At 39.1% G+C, this 21,069-nt stretch carries 22 protein-coding genes; 20 read left to right on the top strand and 2 right to left on the bottom strand.

Annotation, left to right across the window (positions count from 1 at the left end; genetic code table 11):
- Positions 1-118 precede the first annotated feature (118 nt).
- From IGL93_RS12460 to IGL93_RS12450, 3 genes are read left to right on the top strand one after another with little or no spacing between them, the layout of a single operon-like run.
- Entirely contained in the window at positions 119-337 is a 219-nt protein-coding gene (locus IGL93_RS12460; RefSeq protein WP_002381076.1) for a YdbC family protein, read from the top strand.
- A 16-nt stretch (positions 338-353) separates the two neighbouring features.
- Entirely contained in the window at positions 354-1,238 is an 885-nt protein-coding gene (locus tag IGL93_RS12455) for a YicC/YloC family endoribonuclease (protein ID WP_002383232.1), read from the top strand.
- 55 nt (positions 1,239-1,293) lie between these two features.
- Positions 1,294-1,599 carry a hypothetical protein gene (locus IGL93_RS12450; protein ID WP_002383233.1) on the top strand — a complete coding sequence of 102 codons (306 nt, stop codon included), beginning with the start codon at positions 1,294-1,296 and terminating at the stop codon, positions 1,597-1,599.
- Between the two features lie 42 nt (positions 1,600-1,641).
- On the opposite strand, the gene IGL93_RS12445 is transcribed toward IGL93_RS12450, so the two are convergent.
- Complete coding sequence (locus IGL93_RS12445) at positions 1,642-3,123, bottom strand: DUF1958 domain-containing protein (protein WP_002386255.1); 1,482 nt, start codon at positions 3,121-3,123, stop codon at positions 1,642-1,644.
- A gap of 222 nt (positions 3,124-3,345) precedes the next feature.
- Here IGL93_RS12445 and gmk point away from each other — a divergent pair, with 222 nt between their 5' ends.
- The 11 genes from gmk to IGL93_RS12390 all read left to right on the top strand — a co-directional run bounded on the left by gmk (position 3,346) and on the right by IGL93_RS12390 (position 15,059).
- Positions 3,346-3,960 carry a guanylate kinase gene (gene gmk, locus IGL93_RS12440; RefSeq protein ID WP_002354915.1) on the top strand — a complete coding sequence of 205 codons (615 nt, stop codon included), beginning with the start codon at positions 3,346-3,348 and terminating at the stop codon, positions 3,958-3,960.
- A 4-nt stretch (positions 3,961-3,964) separates the two neighbouring features.
- Positions 3,965-4,267, top strand: a complete 303-nt coding sequence (gene rpoZ / locus IGL93_RS12435; protein WP_002354916.1) for a DNA-directed RNA polymerase subunit omega — start codon at positions 3,965-3,967, stop codon at positions 4,265-4,267.
- Between the two features lie 154 nt (positions 4,268-4,421).
- On the top strand, positions 4,422-6,854 hold the full coding sequence (priA, locus tag IGL93_RS12430; RefSeq protein ID WP_010776178.1) for a primosomal protein N': 2,433 nt from the start codon (positions 4,422-4,424) through the stop codon (positions 6,852-6,854).
- A gap of 26 nt (positions 6,855-6,880) precedes the next feature.
- Positions 6,881-7,375, top strand: coding sequence for a peptide deformylase (gene def / locus IGL93_RS12425; RefSeq protein ID WP_002371656.1), 495 nt, complete (start codon positions 6,881-6,883; stop codon positions 7,373-7,375).
- The gene (fmt, locus tag IGL93_RS12420) at positions 7,368-8,309 is read left to right on the top strand and encodes a methionyl-tRNA formyltransferase (RefSeq protein WP_010776177.1); all 942 of its coding nucleotides are present in this window, start codon (positions 7,368-7,370) and stop codon (positions 8,307-8,309) included. Before def ends, fmt begins: the two co-directional genes overlap by 8 nt.
- A 5-nt stretch (positions 8,310-8,314) precedes the next feature.
- Positions 8,315-9,694 carry a 16S rRNA (cytosine(967)-C(5))-methyltransferase RsmB gene (rsmB, locus tag IGL93_RS12415; RefSeq protein ID WP_010707003.1) on the top strand — a complete coding sequence of 460 codons (1,380 nt, stop codon included), beginning with the start codon at positions 8,315-8,317 and terminating at the stop codon, positions 9,692-9,694.
- Position 9,695: 1 nt separating this feature from the next.
- Entirely contained in the window at positions 9,696-10,445 is a 750-nt protein-coding gene (locus IGL93_RS12410; protein ID WP_010713715.1) for a Stp1/IreP family PP2C-type Ser/Thr phosphatase, read from the top strand.
- A complete protein-coding gene (ireK, locus tag IGL93_RS12405) occupies positions 10,442-12,598 on the top strand; it encodes a serine/threonine protein kinase IreK (RefSeq protein ID WP_010713716.1) in 2,157 nt (718 codons plus the stop codon). The genes IGL93_RS12410 and ireK overlap by 4 nt, the downstream gene beginning before the upstream one ends.
- 249 nt (positions 12,599-12,847) lie before the next feature.
- On the top strand, positions 12,848-13,741 hold the full coding sequence (gene rsgA / locus IGL93_RS12400; RefSeq protein WP_002359046.1) for a ribosome small subunit-dependent GTPase A: 894 nt from the start codon (positions 12,848-12,850) through the stop codon (positions 13,739-13,741).
- Positions 13,742-13,764: 23 nt separating this feature from the next.
- The gene (gene rpe / locus IGL93_RS12395) at positions 13,765-14,418 is read left to right on the top strand and encodes a ribulose-phosphate 3-epimerase (protein WP_002354925.1); all 654 of its coding nucleotides are present in this window, start codon (positions 13,765-13,767) and stop codon (positions 14,416-14,418) included.
- Positions 14,415-15,059 carry a thiamine diphosphokinase gene (locus tag IGL93_RS12390; RefSeq protein WP_002361010.1) on the top strand — a complete coding sequence of 215 codons (645 nt, stop codon included), beginning with the start codon at positions 14,415-14,417 and terminating at the stop codon, positions 15,057-15,059. Before rpe ends, IGL93_RS12390 begins: the two co-directional genes overlap by 4 nt.
- A 102-nt stretch (positions 15,060-15,161) precedes the next feature.
- On the opposite strand, the gene rpmB is transcribed toward IGL93_RS12390, so the two are convergent.
- A complete protein-coding gene (gene rpmB / locus IGL93_RS12385; protein ID WP_002354928.1) occupies positions 15,162-15,350 on the bottom strand; it encodes a 50S ribosomal protein L28 in 189 nt (62 codons plus the stop codon).
- A gap of 208 nt (positions 15,351-15,558) precedes the next feature.
- Between rpmB and IGL93_RS12380 the strand changes: the two genes are divergently transcribed.
- The 6 genes from IGL93_RS12380 (at position 15,559) to IGL93_RS12355 (ending at position 20,973) form a co-directional block, all read left to right on the top strand.
- The gene (locus IGL93_RS12380) at positions 15,559-16,314 is read left to right on the top strand and encodes a LytR/AlgR family response regulator transcription factor (protein WP_002367430.1); all 756 of its coding nucleotides are present in this window, start codon (positions 15,559-15,561) and stop codon (positions 16,312-16,314) included.
- A gap of 95 nt (positions 16,315-16,409) precedes the next feature.
- The gene (locus tag IGL93_RS12375; RefSeq protein WP_002367429.1) at positions 16,410-16,691 is read left to right on the top strand and encodes a hypothetical protein; all 282 of its coding nucleotides are present in this window, start codon (positions 16,410-16,412) and stop codon (positions 16,689-16,691) included.
- A gap of 87 nt (positions 16,692-16,778) precedes the next feature.
- Positions 16,779-17,462, top strand: a complete 684-nt coding sequence (locus tag IGL93_RS12370; protein ID WP_010713717.1) for an ATP-binding cassette domain-containing protein — start codon at positions 16,779-16,781, stop codon at positions 17,460-17,462.
- A gap of 85 nt (positions 17,463-17,547) precedes the next feature.
- Positions 17,548-18,603, top strand: coding sequence for an ABC transporter permease (locus IGL93_RS12365; protein ID WP_025188422.1), 1,056 nt, complete (start codon positions 17,548-17,550; stop codon positions 18,601-18,603).
- A gap of 248 nt (positions 18,604-18,851) precedes the next feature.
- A complete protein-coding gene (locus tag IGL93_RS12360) occupies positions 18,852-19,214 on the top strand; it encodes an Asp23/Gls24 family envelope stress response protein (RefSeq protein WP_002354933.1) in 363 nt (120 codons plus the stop codon).
- 82 nt (positions 19,215-19,296) lie between these two features.
- Positions 19,297-20,973 carry a DAK2 domain-containing protein gene (locus IGL93_RS12355; RefSeq protein WP_430600011.1) on the top strand — a complete coding sequence of 559 codons (1,677 nt, stop codon included), beginning with the start codon at positions 19,297-19,299 and terminating at the stop codon, positions 20,971-20,973.
- The last annotated feature ends 96 nt before the right edge of the window (positions 20,974-21,069 follow it).

Here is a 21,069-nt window from a genome sequence, read left to right as displayed (position 1 = left end):
TTTTTGAAAAATTTGCGTATGTTTATATAGACAGGGTGATAGAAAAGAGATGTGTATTTTAAGTGTCGAGGAAAAGATGGTACAATAACCTAAGGAATACTAACAAGGAGTGAATGTTATGAAAGAAGAATTTTCATATGAAATTTTAGAAGAAGTCGCTGTGTTATCTGAGAATGCTCGTGGCTGGCGTAAAGAATTGAATTTAATTAGTTGGAATGGTCGTCCACCAAAATTTGATTTGCGTGAGTGGGCCCCTGATCACGAAAAAATGGGTAAAGGCATCACCTTAACCAACGAAGAATTTGCTGAATTAAGCAAAACAATTAAATCCATGTAAAAGGAGCACCCTGTCAATGAAAAGTATGACTGGATTTGGAAAAAAGACCATTCAAAATGAAAATTATCAATTGGATATCGAAGTCAAAAGTGTTAATCAGCGGTTTTTAGATATTCAATTGCGTATGCCAAAGGAACTGAATGCCTATGAACTGGTGATTCGGCAAGTAATCAAACGCACGTTAAAACGTGGACGTGTGGAAGTCTATGTAAATCTCCAAAAAATCGGCAACAATCAAAAAGAAGTGCGCGTGCAGTGGGACTTAATTGATCAATTATTAACTTCGGTAGATCAACATTTAAAGGAAAACTATCCGGAAGCAACGTTTGATGCAGGGGACACGGTCAACCATTTATTAAAGCAAAATGATTTTGTCGAAATAGTGGAAGCAGAAATTGCTGATCAGACATTTGAACCATTTCTTGTTCAAGCATTTGAAGCAGCCATCGCTAGTCTTGACCAAAGCCGTGTGCAAGAAGGAACGCAAATTAAACAAGTCCTGCTTGACTATGTAGCAGTGTTGACCCAATCAATTCAAGAGCTGCAAGCGTTTGTGGGCGTTTTTGAACAAGAATACCGTCAACGTTTTGAAGCGAAATTAAACGAATGGTTAGGTAGCCAAGTGGATGAAACACGCTTATTAACAGAAATGGCCATTTTATTGGAAAAAGGCGATATTCATGAAGAATTGGATCGTTTGGATATCCATATTGATAAGTTGCATCAGTTGCTTGACGAAACAGAACCAGTGGGCCGAGAACTAGATTTCTTAATTCAAGAAATGAACCGTGAAGTCAATACGATTGGTTCGAAATCAAGTCCAATTGAAATAAAAAATAGTGTCGTTCAAATGAAAACAACCTTAGAAAAGATTCGGGAACAAATTCAAAATGTCGAATAGAGAAAATGGTTTCGTGTTTTTCCAGAAAACGCTATAATATAGAAGTAACGAATAAATGACAGAGGTGAAAGCAATGACTAAATTTTATGATGTAACCTTTCAAGAATTAAGTGGTCGTTCTGTGGTAAAAACAGAAGTCGCTTCAGACAGAGAACCATTTGACGTCTGGCAAGATGCTTGTGCAAGCTATTCTGAAACAGAGTTAAATATCCAAATTAACGAAGACACGTTTGTTACTTTGAATCGTCACTTTGTTGTGCGCATTGACGTGAAAGAAGTTGACGGCCCTGTCGACAAACAAGTTCGTCGTCGCGATGAATTGATGAACGTGGTCAATACGCTTTCTAATATGGGCTTATAAAAAATACCACCAAGCATTTCACGCTTGGTGGTATTTTTTTAATTAGAATAAAAGAAACAAGCCAACGGCGCATAGGAAAGAAAGAACTGCGGCACTTAAAAAGATTGTCCGCATGGATGCAGTTTTACTGCTTTCTTTGCCGTGTTTTTTCTGACGTTCTAAACGTTTTTGAAGCTGACGGGTAATTACTGAGAAAATCAGCCCGAAAAGGACTAAAACACTTGTGGCAATCGATTTGGGAATAAAATGATTCGGTTCTGCAACGGTGGTATCCCCAGAATGTTCGTTTGATTCTTCCGCAGCTTCAGCTGTTGTTTGTTTTGGCTTAACTTCTTGGTAAGCCACTTTAGGCGCTTGAACAGTACTATTTAACAATGTCAAAGGCGTGTCGACTTGCACCTGCCCTGCTACTAATTTAAAAGTAGGCTGACTGCCTTTGGGAACGACACCGTATAAATCGTTAGCCAAAGTGACTTTTTTGTGATCAATGGTTTGTGGTCCTTTGTCTAAAAGTTTTTTGCGTTCGTATGTCGTATAGGCATAGTCCAGCAAAGCATTACCAGCCACATGCCGTTCGTATTCACCATCTTGGTTTTGCCAATTACCAACGCCTAAAATGACTTCAATTAAACGGAAATCTCCTTGTTTGACAGTCGCAATATAGTTAAAGCCGCCTGTTGGACTAGAGCCTGTTTTTAAACCATCCACGCCTTGATAACCATACTTAGCGCCTGGTAAAGAATAATTGTACGCTTCAAACGTTTCCTCGTAAGGCGTGCCGACCATTGTTTTCACCACTGGTTTATTGGTGATTTCTAAAATTTCTGGATAATTTTTCAGAAAATGATAGGTTAGTGAAGCTAAATCTCTAGCTGTAGAGACGTTATCGCCATTTGGGTCAATTCCTTGCATTTGATACAGGCCGTTAAAGGCACTTGCTTGCGCCCCACTGCAGTTGTAATAGGTAGTATTTGTCATCCCTAATTCAGCCGCTTTTTGATTCATTAAATGAACAAAGTCAGTAGGCTGGTTCCCTGAAATTAAGTTTGCCAACATGAGAGTCGCCACATTAGAAGAGGGGACAGCAATCATTTTTAACAGTTCACGGACTGGATAAGCAACACCTAACGTAATTTTGTTATTACTAATGGCATATATTTTAGAAATATCGACATCTTTTTGCGTAGCAGTCACAGTCGTATCCATTGTAAATTTTCCTTGCTCCATTGCTTCAAAGGCCAAGTACATGGTCATCACTTTGGCAATACTGGCAGGATTCCACGCTAAATCTGGTTGCTGCGACCAGAGAATTTCTCCAGAATCAGCATCAACAACGATGGCTGCTTTGGGAATGCCATCCGCTTTCAGAGTCGTCCCCATTTTTTTAGCAATCGCGGTAATATCTTCTTCTGCATGAGTCACAGTAGGTTGGGCAAAAAAGGCCCCACAACTGACAACTAAGCCTAGCAGAAACAATGTAAATGGTTTAATTCGTGCGATGTTTCTCAGTCCTTTCTTATTCACGTTTTTTCATCCTAAAGGAGTCATCACTTCATTTTACTTAAAAAATGGCTGCCTGTATAGGAATTCTAGGTAATTTGTTTAAAAAAAGAACAAGTTATGAAAGCCAAATTAAAGAAGAAATGTTATTTTTTCAGTGAATCTCCAAGAAAGTCTTGAAAATTGCAGAAAAAAAGTGCAAAATAGAACTAATACTGTGAAATTATGTTTTGAAAGGAAGTCGTTATGTCAGAGCGCGGGTTATTAATCGTATTGTCAGGTCCTTCAGGAGTGGGGAAAGGGACTGTAAGAAAGGCTATTTTCGACAGTGAAGAAAATGATTTTCAATATTCAATCTCAATGACCACTCGGAAACAGCGAGAAGGCGAAGTGGATGGAGTAGATTACTATTTCCGTTCAAGAGAAGAATTTGAAGCGATGATTGAAGCTGGAGAAATGTTGGAATATGCGGAATATGTTGGTAACTATTATGGGACACCATTAACGTATGTTAACCAGACGCTAGATGAAGGCAAAGACGTCTTTTTAGAAATCGAAGTCCAAGGGGCTAAACAAGTCAAAGACAAAGTGCCTGATGGCGTATTTATCTTTTTGACACCTCCCGATTTAGCGGAATTAAAATCAAGAATTATTGGCCGCGGAACAGACGAAATGTCTGTGATTGAAGAACGAATGGCTGTGGCCAGAGAAGAAATCGAAATGATGGCGCTGTATGATTATGCGGTAGTGAATGATGAAGTTCCTTTAGCCGTGCAACGAATTAAAGACATTATCGCGAGTGAGCACTTCCGTGTTGACCGTGTAATTGGAAAATATATTAAAATGTTAGAGGAGATGTAGCCTTATGATGTTAAAACCGTCAATTGACTCATTGTTAAAAGAAGTCCCTTCAAAATATTCTTTGGTTATTTTAGCAAGCAAACGTGCGCATGAATTAGATGAAGGTGTTCAACCAACCGTTGAATCCTTTGATTCTGTAAAAAGTGTGGGTCGTGCGTTAGAAGAAATCGAAGCAGGAACAGTGATCAGTGATCCAAATCCTGAAGAAAAACGCGAACGTCTACGCATTGAACGTGAAGAACGCAAACGCCAACGTGAACAAGAACAAAAAGAATTAGAAAACCGTTTACGTGACGAAAAAAATTAATTGAATGATTGTCAACGAATGGAGAAAGCCGTCTGTCTATTTCAGAGGCTTTCTCTTCGTTTATTCTGAAAGGTGCCAACGAGACACACAAGACAAATCAGTCAATCTTTAGTACAATAGGCAAAGAGAATTTACATAAAAAGGAGGACGCACCATGCAAAAAGTAGCCAAAGTTATTGTGGATGTACCAACGATGCAAACCGATCAACCATTCACTTATTTAGTTCCTGAAAATTTAAATGAGCAATTGGCTGTCGGCATGCGTGTAGAAGTGCCTTTTGGTAACGGTAATCGGCATGTTCAAGGGTTTGTTCTAGCCGTTGAACCAGTGGCTGCAACGGTTCTTGACGAAACCAATGTTCAGTTGAAAGAACTAGTGGCGGTGTTGGATTTAAAACCTGTCTTAAATACAGAAATGTTGGCTTTAGCTGATTATATGAAGGAAAAAACGTTTGCTTTTAAAATCACTTGTTTGCAAACCATGTTGCCTAGCGTAATGCGTGCCGATTACCAAAAATATATTTATTTAACGGATGAGCTTTCTGAAGAATTACAAGATCAGTTATTTTATGGTTTAGAGGAAATTTCGTGGGACCAAGCGCAAGAACGTGGGCTTTTGCCTCAACTAATGGCGTTGCGTAAACAGCAAAAAGTCGATATTCGCTACGAAGTTACAACGAGAAATAAAGTCAAAATGGTCCGCTTCATTCAAGCCGCTAAGGAATTTGAACAATTAGAGGAAATTCGTTTGGGGTTACGCAAGGGAGCTAAGAAGAAAGAGCAACTTCTTTACTATTTACAACGCTTAGGCACTGAAAAAGTCACCGCTGTGAAGGAAATGAAAGAATTAGGTTTCAGTACCGCACTTTTAAATGAAGCGGCCAAAAACGGCTGGCTAACGTTCATTGAAAAAGAAGCGTATCGTGATCCGTTTGCTAATCAGACGTTTGAAAAAACGACTGCGTTATCTTTGAATGCAGAACAACAGGTGGCTGTGGAAACAATCTTACAATCGGTCCAAGAACAGCAAAGCCAAACCTACTTATTGGAAGGTATTACAGGAAGCGGGAAAACAGAAGTTTATCTACAGGTCATTGCAGAAGTTCTTAACCAAGGCAAAACAGCCATTATGCTTGTCCCTGAAATTTCTTTAACTCCGCAAATGGTGCAACGCTTTAAAAGTCGCTTTGGCGAACATGTTGCTGTAATGCACAGTGGCTTATCGCAAGGTGAAAAATACGATGAGTGGCGGAAGATTGAACGAGGAGAAGCGGAAGTGGTGGTTGGCGCGCGTTCAGCCATTTTTGCGCCAATCGAAAACATCGGCGTGATCATTGTTGATGAAGAACACGAGGCAAGTTATAAACAAGAAGAAACCCCCCGCTACCACGCGAGAGATTTAGCGATTTGGCGTTCGGAGTACCATCATTGCCCTGTTGTTTTAGGTAGTGCCACGCCGTCCTTGGAATCACGCGCTCGCGCACAAAAAAATGTTTATCAGCGGTTACGATTAACACAGCGTGCCAATCAAGCGGCAACCTTGCCTACGATTGATGTAGTGGATATGCGGCAAGAAGTAGAAAATGGCAATGTCTCTTCTTTTTCCATGTCGTTGCAAGAAAAACTCCAAGAACGCTTAGAGAAAAACGAACAAAGTGTTCTCCTACTTAATCGCCGTGGCTATTCGTCATTTGTGATGTGTCGCGATTGTGGCTATGTGTTGCCGTGTCCGAATTGTGATATTTCCTTGACTTTGCATATGGATAGTAAAACAATGAAATGTCATTATTGTGGACATGAAGAACGGATTCCTTATCGCTGTCCTAACTGTGGCCAAGATAAAATTCGCTACTACGGAACAGGCACACAAAAAGTAGAAGAAGAATTACAAACGTTATTACCAGACAGTCGTATTCTCCGAATGGATGTTGATACGACCCGTCGCAAAGGTGCGCATGAAAAGATTTTGCGAACATTTGGTGAAGGACAAGCGGATATCTTATTAGGCACACAAATGATTGCCAAAGGACTGGACTTTCCAAATGTGACGCTAGTCGGTGTCTTAAATGCTGATACCGCCTTGAATTTACCCGATTTTCGTTCCAGTGAACGGACCTTCCAGTTATTGACACAGGTCAGCGGTCGAGCTGGTCGCGCTGAAAAACCGGGGGAAGTCATCATTCAATCTTTTAACCCCGAGCATTATGCGATACAATTGGCAAAAGCCCAAGATTATGAAGATTTTTATACAAAAGAAATGTATATCCGCCATCGTGGGGATTATCCGCCGTACTATTTTACGGTCCAAATTACGGCTAGCCATCCTGAAGAAAATGAAGCAGCGAAACAAATGTTTCAAATCGCGACGAAATTAAAACAAGGCTTATCGCCGCAAGCTATTTTGTTGGGACCAACGCCCAACGCAATTATGCGTGTCAATAATCGATACTTTTATCAAGTGATTATCAAGTATAAACAAGAACCAATGCTTCAACCATTATTGAAAGAAATTTTAACCGATACACAACGAGCAACGGCTCGTGGTTTAAAGCTTTCCATTGATGCAGAACCCATGAATTTTATTTAAAAAATACAGCTTTGAAAGGAGCACTTATGCGCTATCCAGTTGTGATTCACCCGAACGAACACTTAAAAATGAAGGCTCAACCTGTGACGATTATTACCGATGAAATTGTGCAGTTACTAGAGGATATGTATGAAACAATGCTGGCCCATGATGGGATTGGCTTAGCAGCCCCGCAAATTGGGAAAAATTTGCAAATGGCAGTGATTGAAATCGATGAAGAATCTGGTCGTTTTGAACTAATTAATCCAGTGATTATTGAAAAAAAGGGAACCAGTATTGATGTGGAAGGCTGTTTAAGTATTCCAGAAACATATGGAACCGTTGAACGAGCAGATGAAGTGACTGTCCGTTATTTTGACCGTGAAGGTGAAGAAATGGAAGTTACGGCTTACGGCTATTTAGCTCGAGCTTTTCAACACGAAATTGATCATTTGAATGGCGAGTTATTTATCGATAAAATGATTGAGAAAATTGCACCAGAAGATTTAGAAGCGTATATGGAGGAACATTTTGATGACTAAAATTGTATTTATGGGCACACCAGCCTTTTCTGTTCCGATTTTAGAAAGTTTAATCGAGGCAGGCTATGACGTTCAAGCGGTTGTCACGCAACCAGATCGACCAGTTGGCCGAAAAAAAGTGATTACCCCAACGCCTGTCAAAGAAGCAGCTTTAAAACATAACTTATTAGTCTTACAACCAGAGAAAATTTCAGGTTCTCCTGAAATGGAAAAAGTGATTGACTTAGCACCAGATTTAATTGTGACAGCAGCCTTTGGACAATTTTTACCAGAGAAAATTTTAAAAGCGCCCAAACTAGGTGCGATTAATGTCCATGCCTCACTTTTACCAAAATTTCGTGGCGGCGCACCTGTACATTACTCGATTATTGAAGGAGAAAAAGAAACAGGCGTCACGATTATGGAAATGGTGAAAAAAATGGATGCTGGCGCGATTTTAGCGCAACGTGCAATTCCGATTACGAAACAAGACGATGTAGGCACCATGTTTGAAAAATTAAGCATTCTAGGAAAAGAACTTTTATTAGAGACGTTACCTAAGCTAATTGCTGGCGAAATCACGCCTATTCCACAAGTGGAAGAAGAGGCTACTTTTTCACCAAATATTACCCGGGAACAAGAACGAATTGACTGGCAAAAAACTGCTGAGGCAATTGATAACCAAGTGCGTGGTATGCGTCCTTGGCCAACAGCGTTCACAACCTATCAAGGGACCAACTGGAAAATTTGGGCAGTGACACCACTGACTGAAACAACAACCAGCGCCCCAGGAACGATTATCCAACGTAGTAAAAAAGCGCTATGGATTGCTTGTGGCGAAGGGACAGTTCTTCAAATTGATCGCCTGCAACCAGCAGGTAAAGGTCAATTAACGATTCAAGAATTTTTAAATGGCGTTGGTCAAAATGTCGCAGAAAAAGATAAGGTGGACTAACAAAAATGGCTGAAAAAATCCCCAAGAAATTAAAACGTTCTGTTCGATACGTTGCTTTAGAAACCATCGAACGTGTGGATAAAGGTGGGGCGTACTCCAATCTTTTACTTAATGAAATGATGACAAAATCAGAACTAAGCGAGAAAGATGGCCGCTTGTTTACAGAACTTGTCTACGGCACAATTAGTCGCAAATTATTGTTGGAATACTACTTAACACCATTTGTTAAGAAACCGCAAAAAGTCGATAATTGGGTGAAAAATTTATTGATTTTATCGTTATATCAATTACTTTATTTAGATAAAGTGCCTGATCATGCAGTCATTAATGAAGCGGTTGAAATTGGCAAACGTCGTGGCAATCCTGGGATTGGTAAATTCGTGAATGGCGTGCTGCGGGCGTTCCAACGAAATGGAGCACCTAGTTTGGCCGCAATTAGCGATCCAGTTGATCGTTTAGCAACGGAAATTAGCATGCCACGTTGGTTAACAGAAAAATTACTTGCCCAATTAGGCGAAGAAGAAACACGGCAGTTGGGTTTGTCATTATTTGAAAAAAGCCATGCGAGTGGCCGAGTAAACACACGGTTTATTTCACGAGAAGAAGCGCTGGAAGAATTACAAGAAACAGGGATTGCCGCGAAGGAAAGTCAACTTTCCCCTTATGGTGTTGTCGCTGAAAAAGGCTACTTAGCTGGCAGTGAACTGTTTATTAACGGTTGTTTAACCATTCAAGATGAAAGCTCTATGCTCGTGGCTCCAGCGATGCAAATTGAACCGCATCATCGTGTATTGGATGCTTGTGCGGCTCCTGGTGGCAAAACGACTCATATCGCAACTTTTTTAGAGGCTGAAGCAGGTGGTCGTGTGACTTCTTTAGATATTCATGCGCACAAAATTAAGCTAATTAATGAAAATGCGCAACGCCTCCATGTGGCGGAAGTCGTCCAAGCAGAAAAGCTTGATGCGCGACAAGTGGCCGAAGAATTTCCCGCAGAAACCTTTGATCGGATTTTAGTTGATGCACCATGTTCAGGCTTAGGGCTAATGCGCCGTAAACCAGACATTAAATACCATAAAACGGCCAATGATTTTCAAAATTTACCTAAAATTCAGTTAGAAATCTTAGAAAGTGTTGCCCCAACACTAAAACAATGGGGTATAATGGTCTATAGCACTTGTACTATTACGCCAGAAGAAAATCAGGAAGTAGTGGCAGCCTTTTTAGCCAAACACCCTGAATTTGAAAAAATTGAAATTGTTGCAAATGAAAACGTCCAAGCAGTAGTAAAAGAGCAAGAACTGGTTCTGTATCCCCATCAATACATGACAGATGGCTTCTTTATTTGCTGTATGCGGAAAGTTAGTTCAAATGAGGTGAAATAATTTGGAAATCAACGTTCAATCAGATGTCGGTCGCAAAAGAAATACGAACCAAGATTATGTCAACGTTTTTGAGAACCAACAACACATAACCTTTGCTGTTTTAGCAGATGGCATGGGTGGTCACCAAGCAGGTGATGTCGCTAGCCAAATGGCAGTCAATAATTTAGGTGAGAGTTGGTCCAATGCGTCTGTCGACTCAGCTGAAAAATCTGCACAGTGGTTAATTCAAGCAATTCAAAAGGAAAATGAAAAAATTTATGAACGCGGACAATCGAAACCAGAGTATTTAGGAATGGGGACAACCGTGGTTGGTGCCATTCTTTTACCGGATTCATTTGTCTTAGCAAATGTGGGGGATAGTCGTGCTTATTTAGTTCGTGACCAACACATGTTACAATTAACAGAAGATCATTCTTTAGTGAATGAACTAGTAAAATCAGGGGAGATTACTCGTGAGATGGCTGCAAATCATCCACGAAAAAATGTCCTAACACGTTCTTTGGGAATGCCTGGCACTGTCGAAGTCGATGTAACCAATCATGAATGGCTGCCTAATGACTATTTACTGTTATGTTCGGACGGTTTAACCAATATGGTTCCTGAGACAAAAATTTTAGAAATTTTAGAGACGTCAGATCCCTTAGAATCCAAATTAAGCCAACTCGTTGCCCAAGCAAATGAAGCGGGTGGTTTAGATAACATTACCGTGTTAGTGATACACTTTGACGAACAGAAGGAGGAAAACCAATGATAGAAATCGGCAAGAAGCTGAATGGTCGATATCACATTATTGGCAGCATCGGAAGCGGCGGCATGGCCAACGTCTATTTAGCACACGATTTAATTTTAGACCGAGACGTTGCAGTAAAAGTCTTGCGCTTTGACTTCCAAAACGATCAAGCCGCCATCCGACGTTTTCAGCGTGAAGCACTAGCCGCAACTGAGCTGGTTCACCCGAATATCGTCAGTGTGTACGATGTAGGCGAAGAAGATGGACTACAATATTTAGTCATGGAATATGTGAAAGGAATGGACTTGAAACGTTACATCCAAACGCATTTCCCAATTCCTTATTCCACAGTTGTGGATATTACGCAACAAATTTTATCTGCTGTCGCAATGGCACATGAACATAGAATTATTCACCGGGATTTAAAACCGCAAAACATTCTGATTGACGAACACGGCACAGTCAAAATTACTGACTTTGGGATTGCGATTGCTTTGTCAGAAACGTCAATTACGCAAACGAACACAATGTTAGGTTCGGTGCATTACTTATCGCCAGAACAAGCGCGCGGAAGCATGGCGACTAACCAATCAGATATTTACGCTGTGGGAATTATTCTCTATGAAATGCTAACAGGGAATGTACCTTTTGATGGTGAATCAGCCGTAACGATTGCCTTAAAACATTTTCAAGAAGAAATTCCTTCTGTCAAAATGTTTGATCCAGGGATTCCTCAATCATTGGAAAATGTGGTTCGTCATGCAACCGCAAAAGACCCAAGCGATCGCTACAAAACAGCGAATGAGATGGCAGAAGACTTATACACGTCCTTGTCAGCCAGTCGTTTAAACGAACCTGCGTGGGAACCAACGGCTTTATTAGGAGAAACGAAAGTATTAACTCCGATTCCCGAAGACATCGCTGAACCGGAAGAGACAACGCCTGTCGAAGTCCCAGAAGATATCGCAGATGACATTTTAGCTGAACAACCACCGAAGAAAAACCGTAAAAAATTGTGGATTGGCTTAGCAATTGCGGCATTAATTGCTTTAGCAATAGGTGGCTTAGCCTTTGCAATGTCGGGTGGTAAAGACGTTGAAGTTCCTGATGTTACAAACGAAACGAAAGCGGACGCTTCACAAGCGCTACAAAGTGCCGGGCTGAAAGTCGATAGTGAAACCAAAAAAATTCCCGATGATAAGATTGAAGAAGGCAAGGTGGTCAAAACAGACCCCGAAGCAAAATCATCTGTGAAAAAAGGCCGATCTGTTACTTTATACATCAGCTCTGGAACAGAAAAAATTGAGATGGCCGATTATACAAATGAATCGTATGAATCTGCTGTCGAAGCCTTGAAAAAACTAGGGTTTTCAGAAGATCAAATTACAACGAAAAAAGAATACAGTGATTCTGTGTCTACGGATAGCATTATTAAACAAAAACCAGCTGCAGGTAAAAAAGTTGATCCGAAAAAAGACAAAGTCACTTTAACGGTCAGTGAAGGACCAGAAGCGGTTACTTTGCCTAGTTACGCCGGTTATTCTTACGAAAATGCAGTAATTGCACTGAAACAATTAGGCATTTCTGACTCTCAAATTACGCGTGTCGACCAAGCAAGCGATACGGTAGAACCAGGTTTAGTCATTACGCAAGACCCCGCACCAGGTGGGACCGTGACACCTAAAAATGGCCAAGTGACGTTATATGTAAGTAAAGGTAGCGACAAAGTGACACTTTCTGATTATAGCGGAATTTCTTACGATAATGCGGTAAGTCGCTTAATTGCTTTAGGTATCCCAGAATCTCAAATTAAACGAGTGGACGAAGAAAGCGACAAAGTTGAAAAAGATACCGTGATTAGTCAAGAACCAGCTTCTGGTACCGCTGTTGATCCGAAAAATGACACGATTACTTTACATGTCAGCAAAGGCAGTGACTCAGTAACTGTTCCTGATATTTCAGGTTATTCGCCAAAAGCTGCAGAAGACAGCATCAATAATGCTGGCCTTAAAATCAATGAACAAGGATTATCTGGCTCTGGCGATGGCCAAGTCGTTGAACGAACTAGCCCATCCGCTGGCAGCAAAGTCAAAAAAGGCGACGCTGTTACGGTTTATTATTCAAAAGCAAATGATTCAAAAAGCACCACTAGTGAAAGTAGTACGAGTAATTAAGACAAGAGGTTGGGACAGGAGTGTTTAGCTTCAAGAAATAAGAAGAAATTTCCGAAAGATGCTTTTCGTCTTTCGAGGAATTTCGGCTTATTTCTGAAGAAGCTGCTCCTGTCCCGCCGTTTATCTTAAGATTTAGGTCTAGGAAGGTAAGTCATTTCGACTTATGTCCTAGGCTCTTTTTAATTAATAGAATCGAGAGGCTCCCTTGATTTCTCTGCCACTATCCTGTATATTCGAAAGTAGTTAGGAGTGGTTTATCTGAAAGGTCAAATCAGAAAAGCGTTAAGCGGTTTTTATTATGTATACGCAGATGGAGAAACATATCAAACAAGAGCGCGAGGGAATTTTCGTAATCGAAAAATTACGCCACTCGTGGGAGATGAAGTACTTTTTGAAAGCGATAATTTAACAGATGGTTATGTGTTGGAAATTTTACCAAGACGAAATGAATTAGTGCGCCCGCCTGTTGCAAATGTGGATCTAGGTGTGGTTGTCATGAGTATGGTTTCGCCAAATTTTTCGTTTAATTTGTTGGATCGTTTCTTAGTCAGCTTAGAGTATAAGGATATAGAACCAGTTATTTATTTAACGAAAGTTGATCTATTAGATGAGCCGCAACGTCAAGAAGTCACTGAAATTAAACAGATTTATGAAGCGTTAGGTTATGCGGTAATCGCTTCGGAAGACGTAGAAGCCACCAAAGAATTAGAACGCTTTTTCCCAGAACGGTTGACTGTTTTTATGGGACAATCAGGCGCTGGAAAATCAACATTGTTGAATCAAATTTCACCAGAATTACAACTAGCAACTGCGGAAATTTCCCAATCTTTAGGACGGGGCAAACATACGACCCGTCACGTGGAGTTGATTCCGTTATACGACGGTTTGGTTGCTGATACACCAGGATTTAGTGCCATCGATTTCTTGGAGATGGAAGCAGTGGAATTACCAAAGCAATTTCCTGAATTTGTTGCCGCGGCCTCTCACTGTAAGTTTCGTGAATGTATGCACCACAAAGAACCTGGTTGTGAAGTGAAACGCCAAGTGGAAGCGGGAACCATTGCGACGAGTCGTTACGAAAATTATTTACAGTTTTTAATGGAAATCGAGAATCGACGACCTGTTTATAAGAAAAAATCATAGCAAATATAAAGGGAGCGAGCCAAATGAAACTAGCACCATCCATTTTAAGTGCCGATTTTGCCAATTTAGAAAGAGATATCCGTTTAGTAGAAGAATTAGGAGCAGATTATATTCATGTTGATGTCATGGATGGTCAATTTGTGCCCAACATTACCTTAGGACCGAATATCGTTTCAGCGATTCGTCCAGTGACAAAACTACCATTGGATGTTCATTTGATGATTGTACAACCTGAAAACTATATCAATGCCTTTGCGGAAGCCGGTGCGGATATTATTACCGTCCATCAAGAAGCAACACCCCATATTCATCGTGCCTTACAAATGATTAAAAATGCGGGTGTGAAAGCTGGCGTAACCATCAATCCTGGGACACCACTTTCGATGATCGAAAATGTATTAGACTTGGCAGATCAAGTCTTGGTAATGACTGTCAATCCAGGCTTTGGCGGACAATCATTTATTGAAAACTCACTAGAAAAAATTGCTCAATTAAAAGAATGGAAAGAAACAAAAGGATACACCTATGAAATTGAAGTCGATGGCGGGATTGTTCCTGAAACTGCCGCACGCTGCAAAGAAGCCGGTGCAGAAGTGTTTGTTGCAGGCTCCTACATTTATAATGCTGAAAATCCTCAAGAACGAATCGATGCACTGAGAGCAGTGCTAGACAAATGAGTCGTGTCTTACTGGTAGCTGGCGGCAATCCAAGTGATTGGCCAACCATTGAACCAGCTACGTATGATTATTTCGTAGGTATTGATCGCGGCTGTCTCCATTTATTAGAGGCCGATTTACCGTTACAATTAGCAGTGGGCGATTTTGATTCATTATCACGAGAAGAATACCATTTTGTCCAAGAAACTGCCGAAACACTCATTCAAGCACCTGCTGAAAAAGATGATACAGATACACAATTAGCGCTGCAAGAAGCTTTACAACGATTTCCACAAGCAGAGATGACGATTATCGGTGCGACAGGGGGCAGAATTGACCACCTGTTAGCCAATCTTTGGTTACCCTTTGAACCACGATTTCAAGGCGTACTTCGCCAAATCCGTCTATGCGATCGTCAAAATAGCATCCAGTATTACGCCCCTGGTTCGTATATCGTACCGAAAGAGCCAGATAAAGAATATCTGGCCTACTGCTGTTTGACGCCTGTAGAAAACTTGACGCTACGACGCAGTAAATATTTATTAACCAATCAAGATGTTCCTTACCCAACATCGTATGCAAGTAATGAATTTATCGAAGAAGCCGCTGCTTTTTCCTTCGATGCAGGGATGATTGCAGTTATTCAAAGTAAAGACAAGTAAAAAGAAGTTGGACCTTCATCAATGCGATGAAGGTCCAACCTCTTTTTTTATGCAATAAAAAAAGCCGAACAACGAACGTCCAGCTTTGCTTATTTAAGTTTATTAAACACGTTCGATTTTACCAGATTTCAAAGCACGAGTTGACACCCAAACTTTTTTAGGTTTACCATCGATTAATACGCGAACTTTTTGTAAGTTAGGTTTCACAGTGCGTTTTGTTGAGTTCATCGCATGTGAACGGTTATTACCACTTGAAGTCTTACGACCAGTGAAGTAACATACTTTTGCCATTTTAAGTTTCCTCCTTTGCCTTGATCTTGGAGCGATAATATTCAGCTCATACTAACTTAATTTATCATATTAGGCACTGATTTGCAAGAAGATTTTTAGTTGATAGTGATAAAATTAGCTTTTCAACAAACCACAAGTCTAGAACAAAGTTGACAGGAAATTACTAATTAGATTAGAATTTAATTAGAAATGTGAAAGGAGAACTGGAATGATTGAAATAATTATTTGTGAAAAACAAAAAAGGCGCAGAGAATGGCTGGAGAAATGGATTCCTCGTTTGATACTGATAGAAAAGTTTGAAATGAAAATCGTCTTATCTGTTAATGAGGGCTCCGAAGTCATTACTTATATTCAAAAAAATCCTCTAAAACCGAGGCTGATTTTTTGGGGAATTGAAGAGAATGAAGATGTACATAGTTTAGAAGCAGCGATAGCAGTTAGAAAATTGGATGATGGTTTCAGTAAATTAGTATTTTTAGCAAGTAATCCTTGTTTTCTAAGGAAATCCTATGATTATAAGCTAGAGGCAATGGATTTTATTACAGAAACGGAAAAAGAACGATTGAAAAAAAGGGTGCATGAGTGCATAAGAGTCGCAAATCAACGTTTTAAACAAATAAATTTATTCAGAGGAACAGTTCAGTTAATAGAAAAACATCAAATAAGAACTGTCGATTTATCAGAAATATTATATTTAGAATCTTCTGATATTCCGCATAAAATAGTTATTCATCGAGCAACTGAGTATTTTGAAATTTATGGAACCTTAAGGGACTTTGAAAAAGAGTTTGAAATCCTATGTAGATGTCATCAATCTTTTCTGGTTAATTTAAACCATATAAAACAAGTATCAATAAAAGACCGATTAGTTAGAATGAGCAACGAGGATATTTGCTTAGTCTCGGTACGAGGAATGAAACAATTAAAACTAAAATTAATAGAACGGAATATAAAATACAAGTAGGCTTTTTTAGTAGTCGTTTAAGAAAAAACGGGTATTTTATTTAAGAATTATGCTAAGTTTATTCTAAGAGCTGATAGTAATTAGGAGGAAAGTCTATGAAAAGAAAACAACTTAAAATAATTGTTGCGATGTTCTTATTGGTAGGTTTGAGCTTGTTTTATTCTGGAAGAAAGGTAGAAGCTGCTTCAATGGCTACTACAGTGAAGAGCTCAATGGTCTATAATTATAATTTGGCTGGAAATATTTTTCGTATTGATAACTATTGGCGAACAATTTATTATAATCAATATTGTTATCGCAGTGGTCAAGGCACATATTGGGGTTCGAACGGAATCTATAAAACGAAAACAACTGCTTATTATTACAGCTACAGGTAGTGATAGGAAAAAATCAGCTCTCAGGATACAGGATTTTTTAAGTTATTCTGTATCCGTTTACATAACATTTTGGTGGAGGCTAATAAAATGATTGAACTTGATAACATAAGCAAGCGTTACGGAAATAACGAGGTTTTAAAAAATGTGACACTATCTATTGATAAGGGGAAACTGATATCATTTGTGGGGCCAAATGGTGCTGGGAAAAGTACCTTACTGAAAATAATTGCAGGGATGGCCCCCGTGGATGAAGGAACTGTTCATTTGGCTGGGACCAAAGTCAGCAATACCTTCGATGTCGTAGGCAAAGTTAGTTTCTTTTTGAATGATACAATTTTAGTGGATGGATTAAGTGGAGAAGAACATCTTTTATTATTAAATGAAACGCAATTACAAAAAGCGTATGAATTACTTGCTTATTATGCTGTACCAGAGATATTAAAGAAAAAAGTGGGTAACTATTCTTTAGGAATGCGTCAGCTCTTGCTGATTGTTTTAGCAGTGAGTTTGGATACGCCAATTATTATCTTCGATGAAGTGATGAATGGCTTAGATCCAATAAATAGAAGAAAAACGATTCAATTAATGAAAAAGTTGAAAAAAACTAAACTTGTTTTAGTGTCCTCCCATCAATTATATGATGTCCGTGATATATCAGACAGGATTGCCTTTGTTTATGACAAGAAAGTAGAAATTTATAGCAACAAATCAGAATTAGATTTGAATCAATTATATGAAAACTTGATAGAGGGGGGAGCCCATGAAATTTGAATTGTTGAAAAGTTTGAAAAATAAAAAAAATAGCATCCTTGCAATTGTTTTTTTCTTATTATGTACCTTGCAATTATTTTCGGCAATGAGAATGGTGGGAACATTTGCAATAAATAGTGAAAATAGCATAAAAGAAAATATTACTATTCTATCAGAAGAGATAAAAACTGCTAAAAATGATGAGCAACAAGCTTCGATTGATCATAAGACAAAACAATTTATTCAAGAATATATTGCATCGACAGAAAAAATGCTAAATCTTTTAGAAAAACAGTTAGATAGTTTGGCAACAAAAAATTACAAAACATATTGGAATTTGGAAAGTAAGAAGAAGGATATCCTTTTAAATTCACAATCTGTGCAAGGGCAAGATTCTTTACAAGAAAGAATTCGTTTGGAAAATGATCAGCTTTTAATTACAGAATTAAATAAAAGAAAACTGGACTTTGAAACGGACCTTGGATTGCCGATTAGAGCTTTTCCTTTTTTAATCGGGTTATGTCAGTTTCTCTCATCGGTCTTAGTTATTATTTTATTTATCGTTTTAATGGGTGACAGCCTTTCACGAGATTTTGAAAATAAAAGTTTTTATCTCTATGCTCCCGTGTTGCAAGGTTTTAAACAACTGATTTTAAAAAAGAATCTCAGTAATACGTTCCTAAGTTTTGCTCTTTTACTGGGGAGTGCAGGACTTGTTTTTCTAGTTGCTGGAATTCTCAACGGTTTCAATACAGGGGATTATCCACTGATTATCGGTAATGAACAATTAGGCTATTCTACGATAACTGTCTGGGAATTAATATTTCGCTTTATTCCTTACTATTTAGTGGTTATTTTTTTTCTGAGTTCTTTCCTAACAATGATTAGTGCTCTCGTCAAAAAATCGCTAGCATCAATAGGAATTGTAATTATTTCCTATTTTGGTTATACATTAGTGGCACAAAGCGAACTACTTACTAATGTGAAAAAATTTATTCCTTACAGCTATATCGATATATTTAAAGTTGTTACATTACAAGAATTACAGATGCCACAGAACGTCTATTTAGTTGGTTTTATTATATTAGGCGCCTGTGCGATGGCATTTAATTATTTGACAGCTGTTTTTTTAAATAACGTAAAGATTTTTGAAACGATGTAATAAATTCCTAGGCTTACTTAATTTACAGTTGAAACAAAATCACCAGACAAGATTCAATGAACCAAGTCGAATCTTGTCTTTTTCTGCATTGACAATGCACGACAAACGTTGTAAATTGTACAAATGTTGGTAATTATGAGGAAGGGTCTATAATATCTGACGAACTTCCTTTTAATTAAAGGCTGGATATGATAAAATGTTATGGAAGAAAATAGGGCGAATGTGCTCTTATAAGGAGGCTTTCATCAATGGCTGTAAAAATTCAAACACCCGCAGGTACCATTGAGATTACCAATGATGTGATCGCTACAGTAGTTGGCGGAGCTGCGACAGATATTTACGGAATTGTCGGAATGGCAAGCAAAAATCAAATTAAAGATAACTTAAACGATATTTTACGTCGTGAGAATTACTCACGTGGTGTCGTTGTTCGTCAAGAAGACAACGGAATCGCAGTGGATGTCTACACGATTGTTAGTTATGGTACAAAAATTTCTGAAGTTTCTCGTAACGTCCAAGAAAAAGTAAAATATAATCTTGAAACATTATTAGGTGTCACTGCGAATTCAGTTAACGTTTTTGTTCAAGGAGTTCGTGTATTACCGGATTAGAGGTAGTGTACTGTCAACGATGCAATTGCACAAGGAAGTCGTGTGTTGCCGTTAGCGGTAAATCTGAAGGAGGATTTTTTAGGTGAATGTAACAGAAATCAGCGCAGGTCAGTTCCAGGAAATGGTCCAGGCAGGTGCGACTCGTCTGCACACAAATGCAGAATATGTCAACTCATTAAACGTTTTCCCTGTACCCGATGGTGATACAGGAACAAATATGAACTTATCAATGACCAGTGGTGCAAAGGCTGTGGCCGATTCTCGCTCTGAAAAAGTAGGAGAATTAGCAGGCGCGTTATCCAAAGGGTTATTAATGGGTGCTCGTGGAAATTCTGGGGTTATTTTATCTCAATTATTCCGCGGCTTCTCAAAACAAATTCCTGAGGTTACAACATTAAATGCCAAAGACTTGGCCGCTGCATTTACACATGGTGTAGAAACAGCGTATAAAGCAGTGATGAAACCCGTTGAAGGAACAATCTTAACTGTTTCTCGTGAAGCGGCGCGTTCTGGTGAACGTAAAGCGAAAGAAACAGATGACTGTATCGAAGTTATGACAGCTGTTGTAGTAGGTGCTAAACGTGCCTTAGCGAAAACACCTGATTTATTACCTGTCCTAAAAGAAGTCGGCGTTGTAGATAGTGGGGGTCAAGGACTACTATTTATCTATGAAGGATTTTTAGAAGCGCTTAGTGGTGAATTTTTACCAACTGAAACGTATGAACCAAGTCCTGCCGAAATGGACGAAATGGTTAATGCTGAACATCACCGTGGTGTTAGTGGTCACGTTGCGACAGAAGACATTAAATTTGGCTATTGTACAGAAATTATGGTTCGTATCGGCGAAGGCCCAACCGTGGACAGCGCTTTTGATTATGAAACATTCAGAAACTACTTAAATGAACTAGGCGATTCTCTATTAGTCGTTAACGATGACGAAATTATCAAAGTTCACGTACACACCGAGCATCCAGGTGAAGTGATGAACTACGGCCAAAAATTTGGTTCGTTAGTAAAAATAAAAGTAGACAATATGCGTTTACAACATGAAACGTTAGTTGAACGCGATGCTCAGCAAGAAGCGTTGACTGAAAAAGTTCGCGTACCGTTTGCTGTGATTGCTATTGCAGCCGGTGAAGGCGTTCAAGAATTATTCCGAAGTTTAGGTGCAAGCTACATTATTAGTGGTGGCCAAACAATGAACCCAAGTACGGAAGATATTTTAAAAGCAGTCAAAGAAGTGAATGCAGAGCAAGTCATTATTTTACCAAACAACAAAAACATCTTTATGGCGGCTGATCAAGCAGCAGAAGTTGCCGATGTACCAGTAGCGGTTGTTCCATCTAAAACCATTTCTCAAGGAATGACAGCAATGTTAGCTTTCAATGATCAACAATCATTAGAAGAAAACAAAGCAAGTATGACGGAAATGTTAGACAGCGTTGTGAGTGGTCAAGTAACCACAGCTGTTCGTGACACAACCATTGATGACGTTGAAATTAAAAAAGATGACTTCTTAGGAATGATTGATGGTAAAATCGTCGTTTCTGAAGCAGATCGTTTTAATGCATCATTAGACACGTTGAACCGCATGATCGATGAAGACACTGAAATCGTGACAATTATTGTCGGCGAAGATGGTTCGGTTGAAGAAGCTGAAAAGCTAATCGCTATTTTAGTTTCTGAAAACGATGAACTAGAAACAGAACTTCATGAAGGTGGACAACCTGTGTATCCATACTTATTCTCAGCAGAATAGGTTTTCGTGATGAAAAAATAAAAACGAATAGGCTGGTTCATTAGTTAGGGCTAATGAACCAGCCTATTTAATGAATGATCCATTTTTTTGCGTATA

It is taken from the genome of Enterococcus sp. DIV1328a (assembly GCF_050536905.1).
In the GTDB taxonomy this organism is placed as follows: domain Bacteria; phylum Bacillota; class Bacilli; order Lactobacillales; family Enterococcaceae; genus Enterococcus; species Enterococcus faecalis.
Note: the sequence above shows the minus strand (reverse complement) of the source record. Positions and strands in the feature narration are given on the sequence as shown.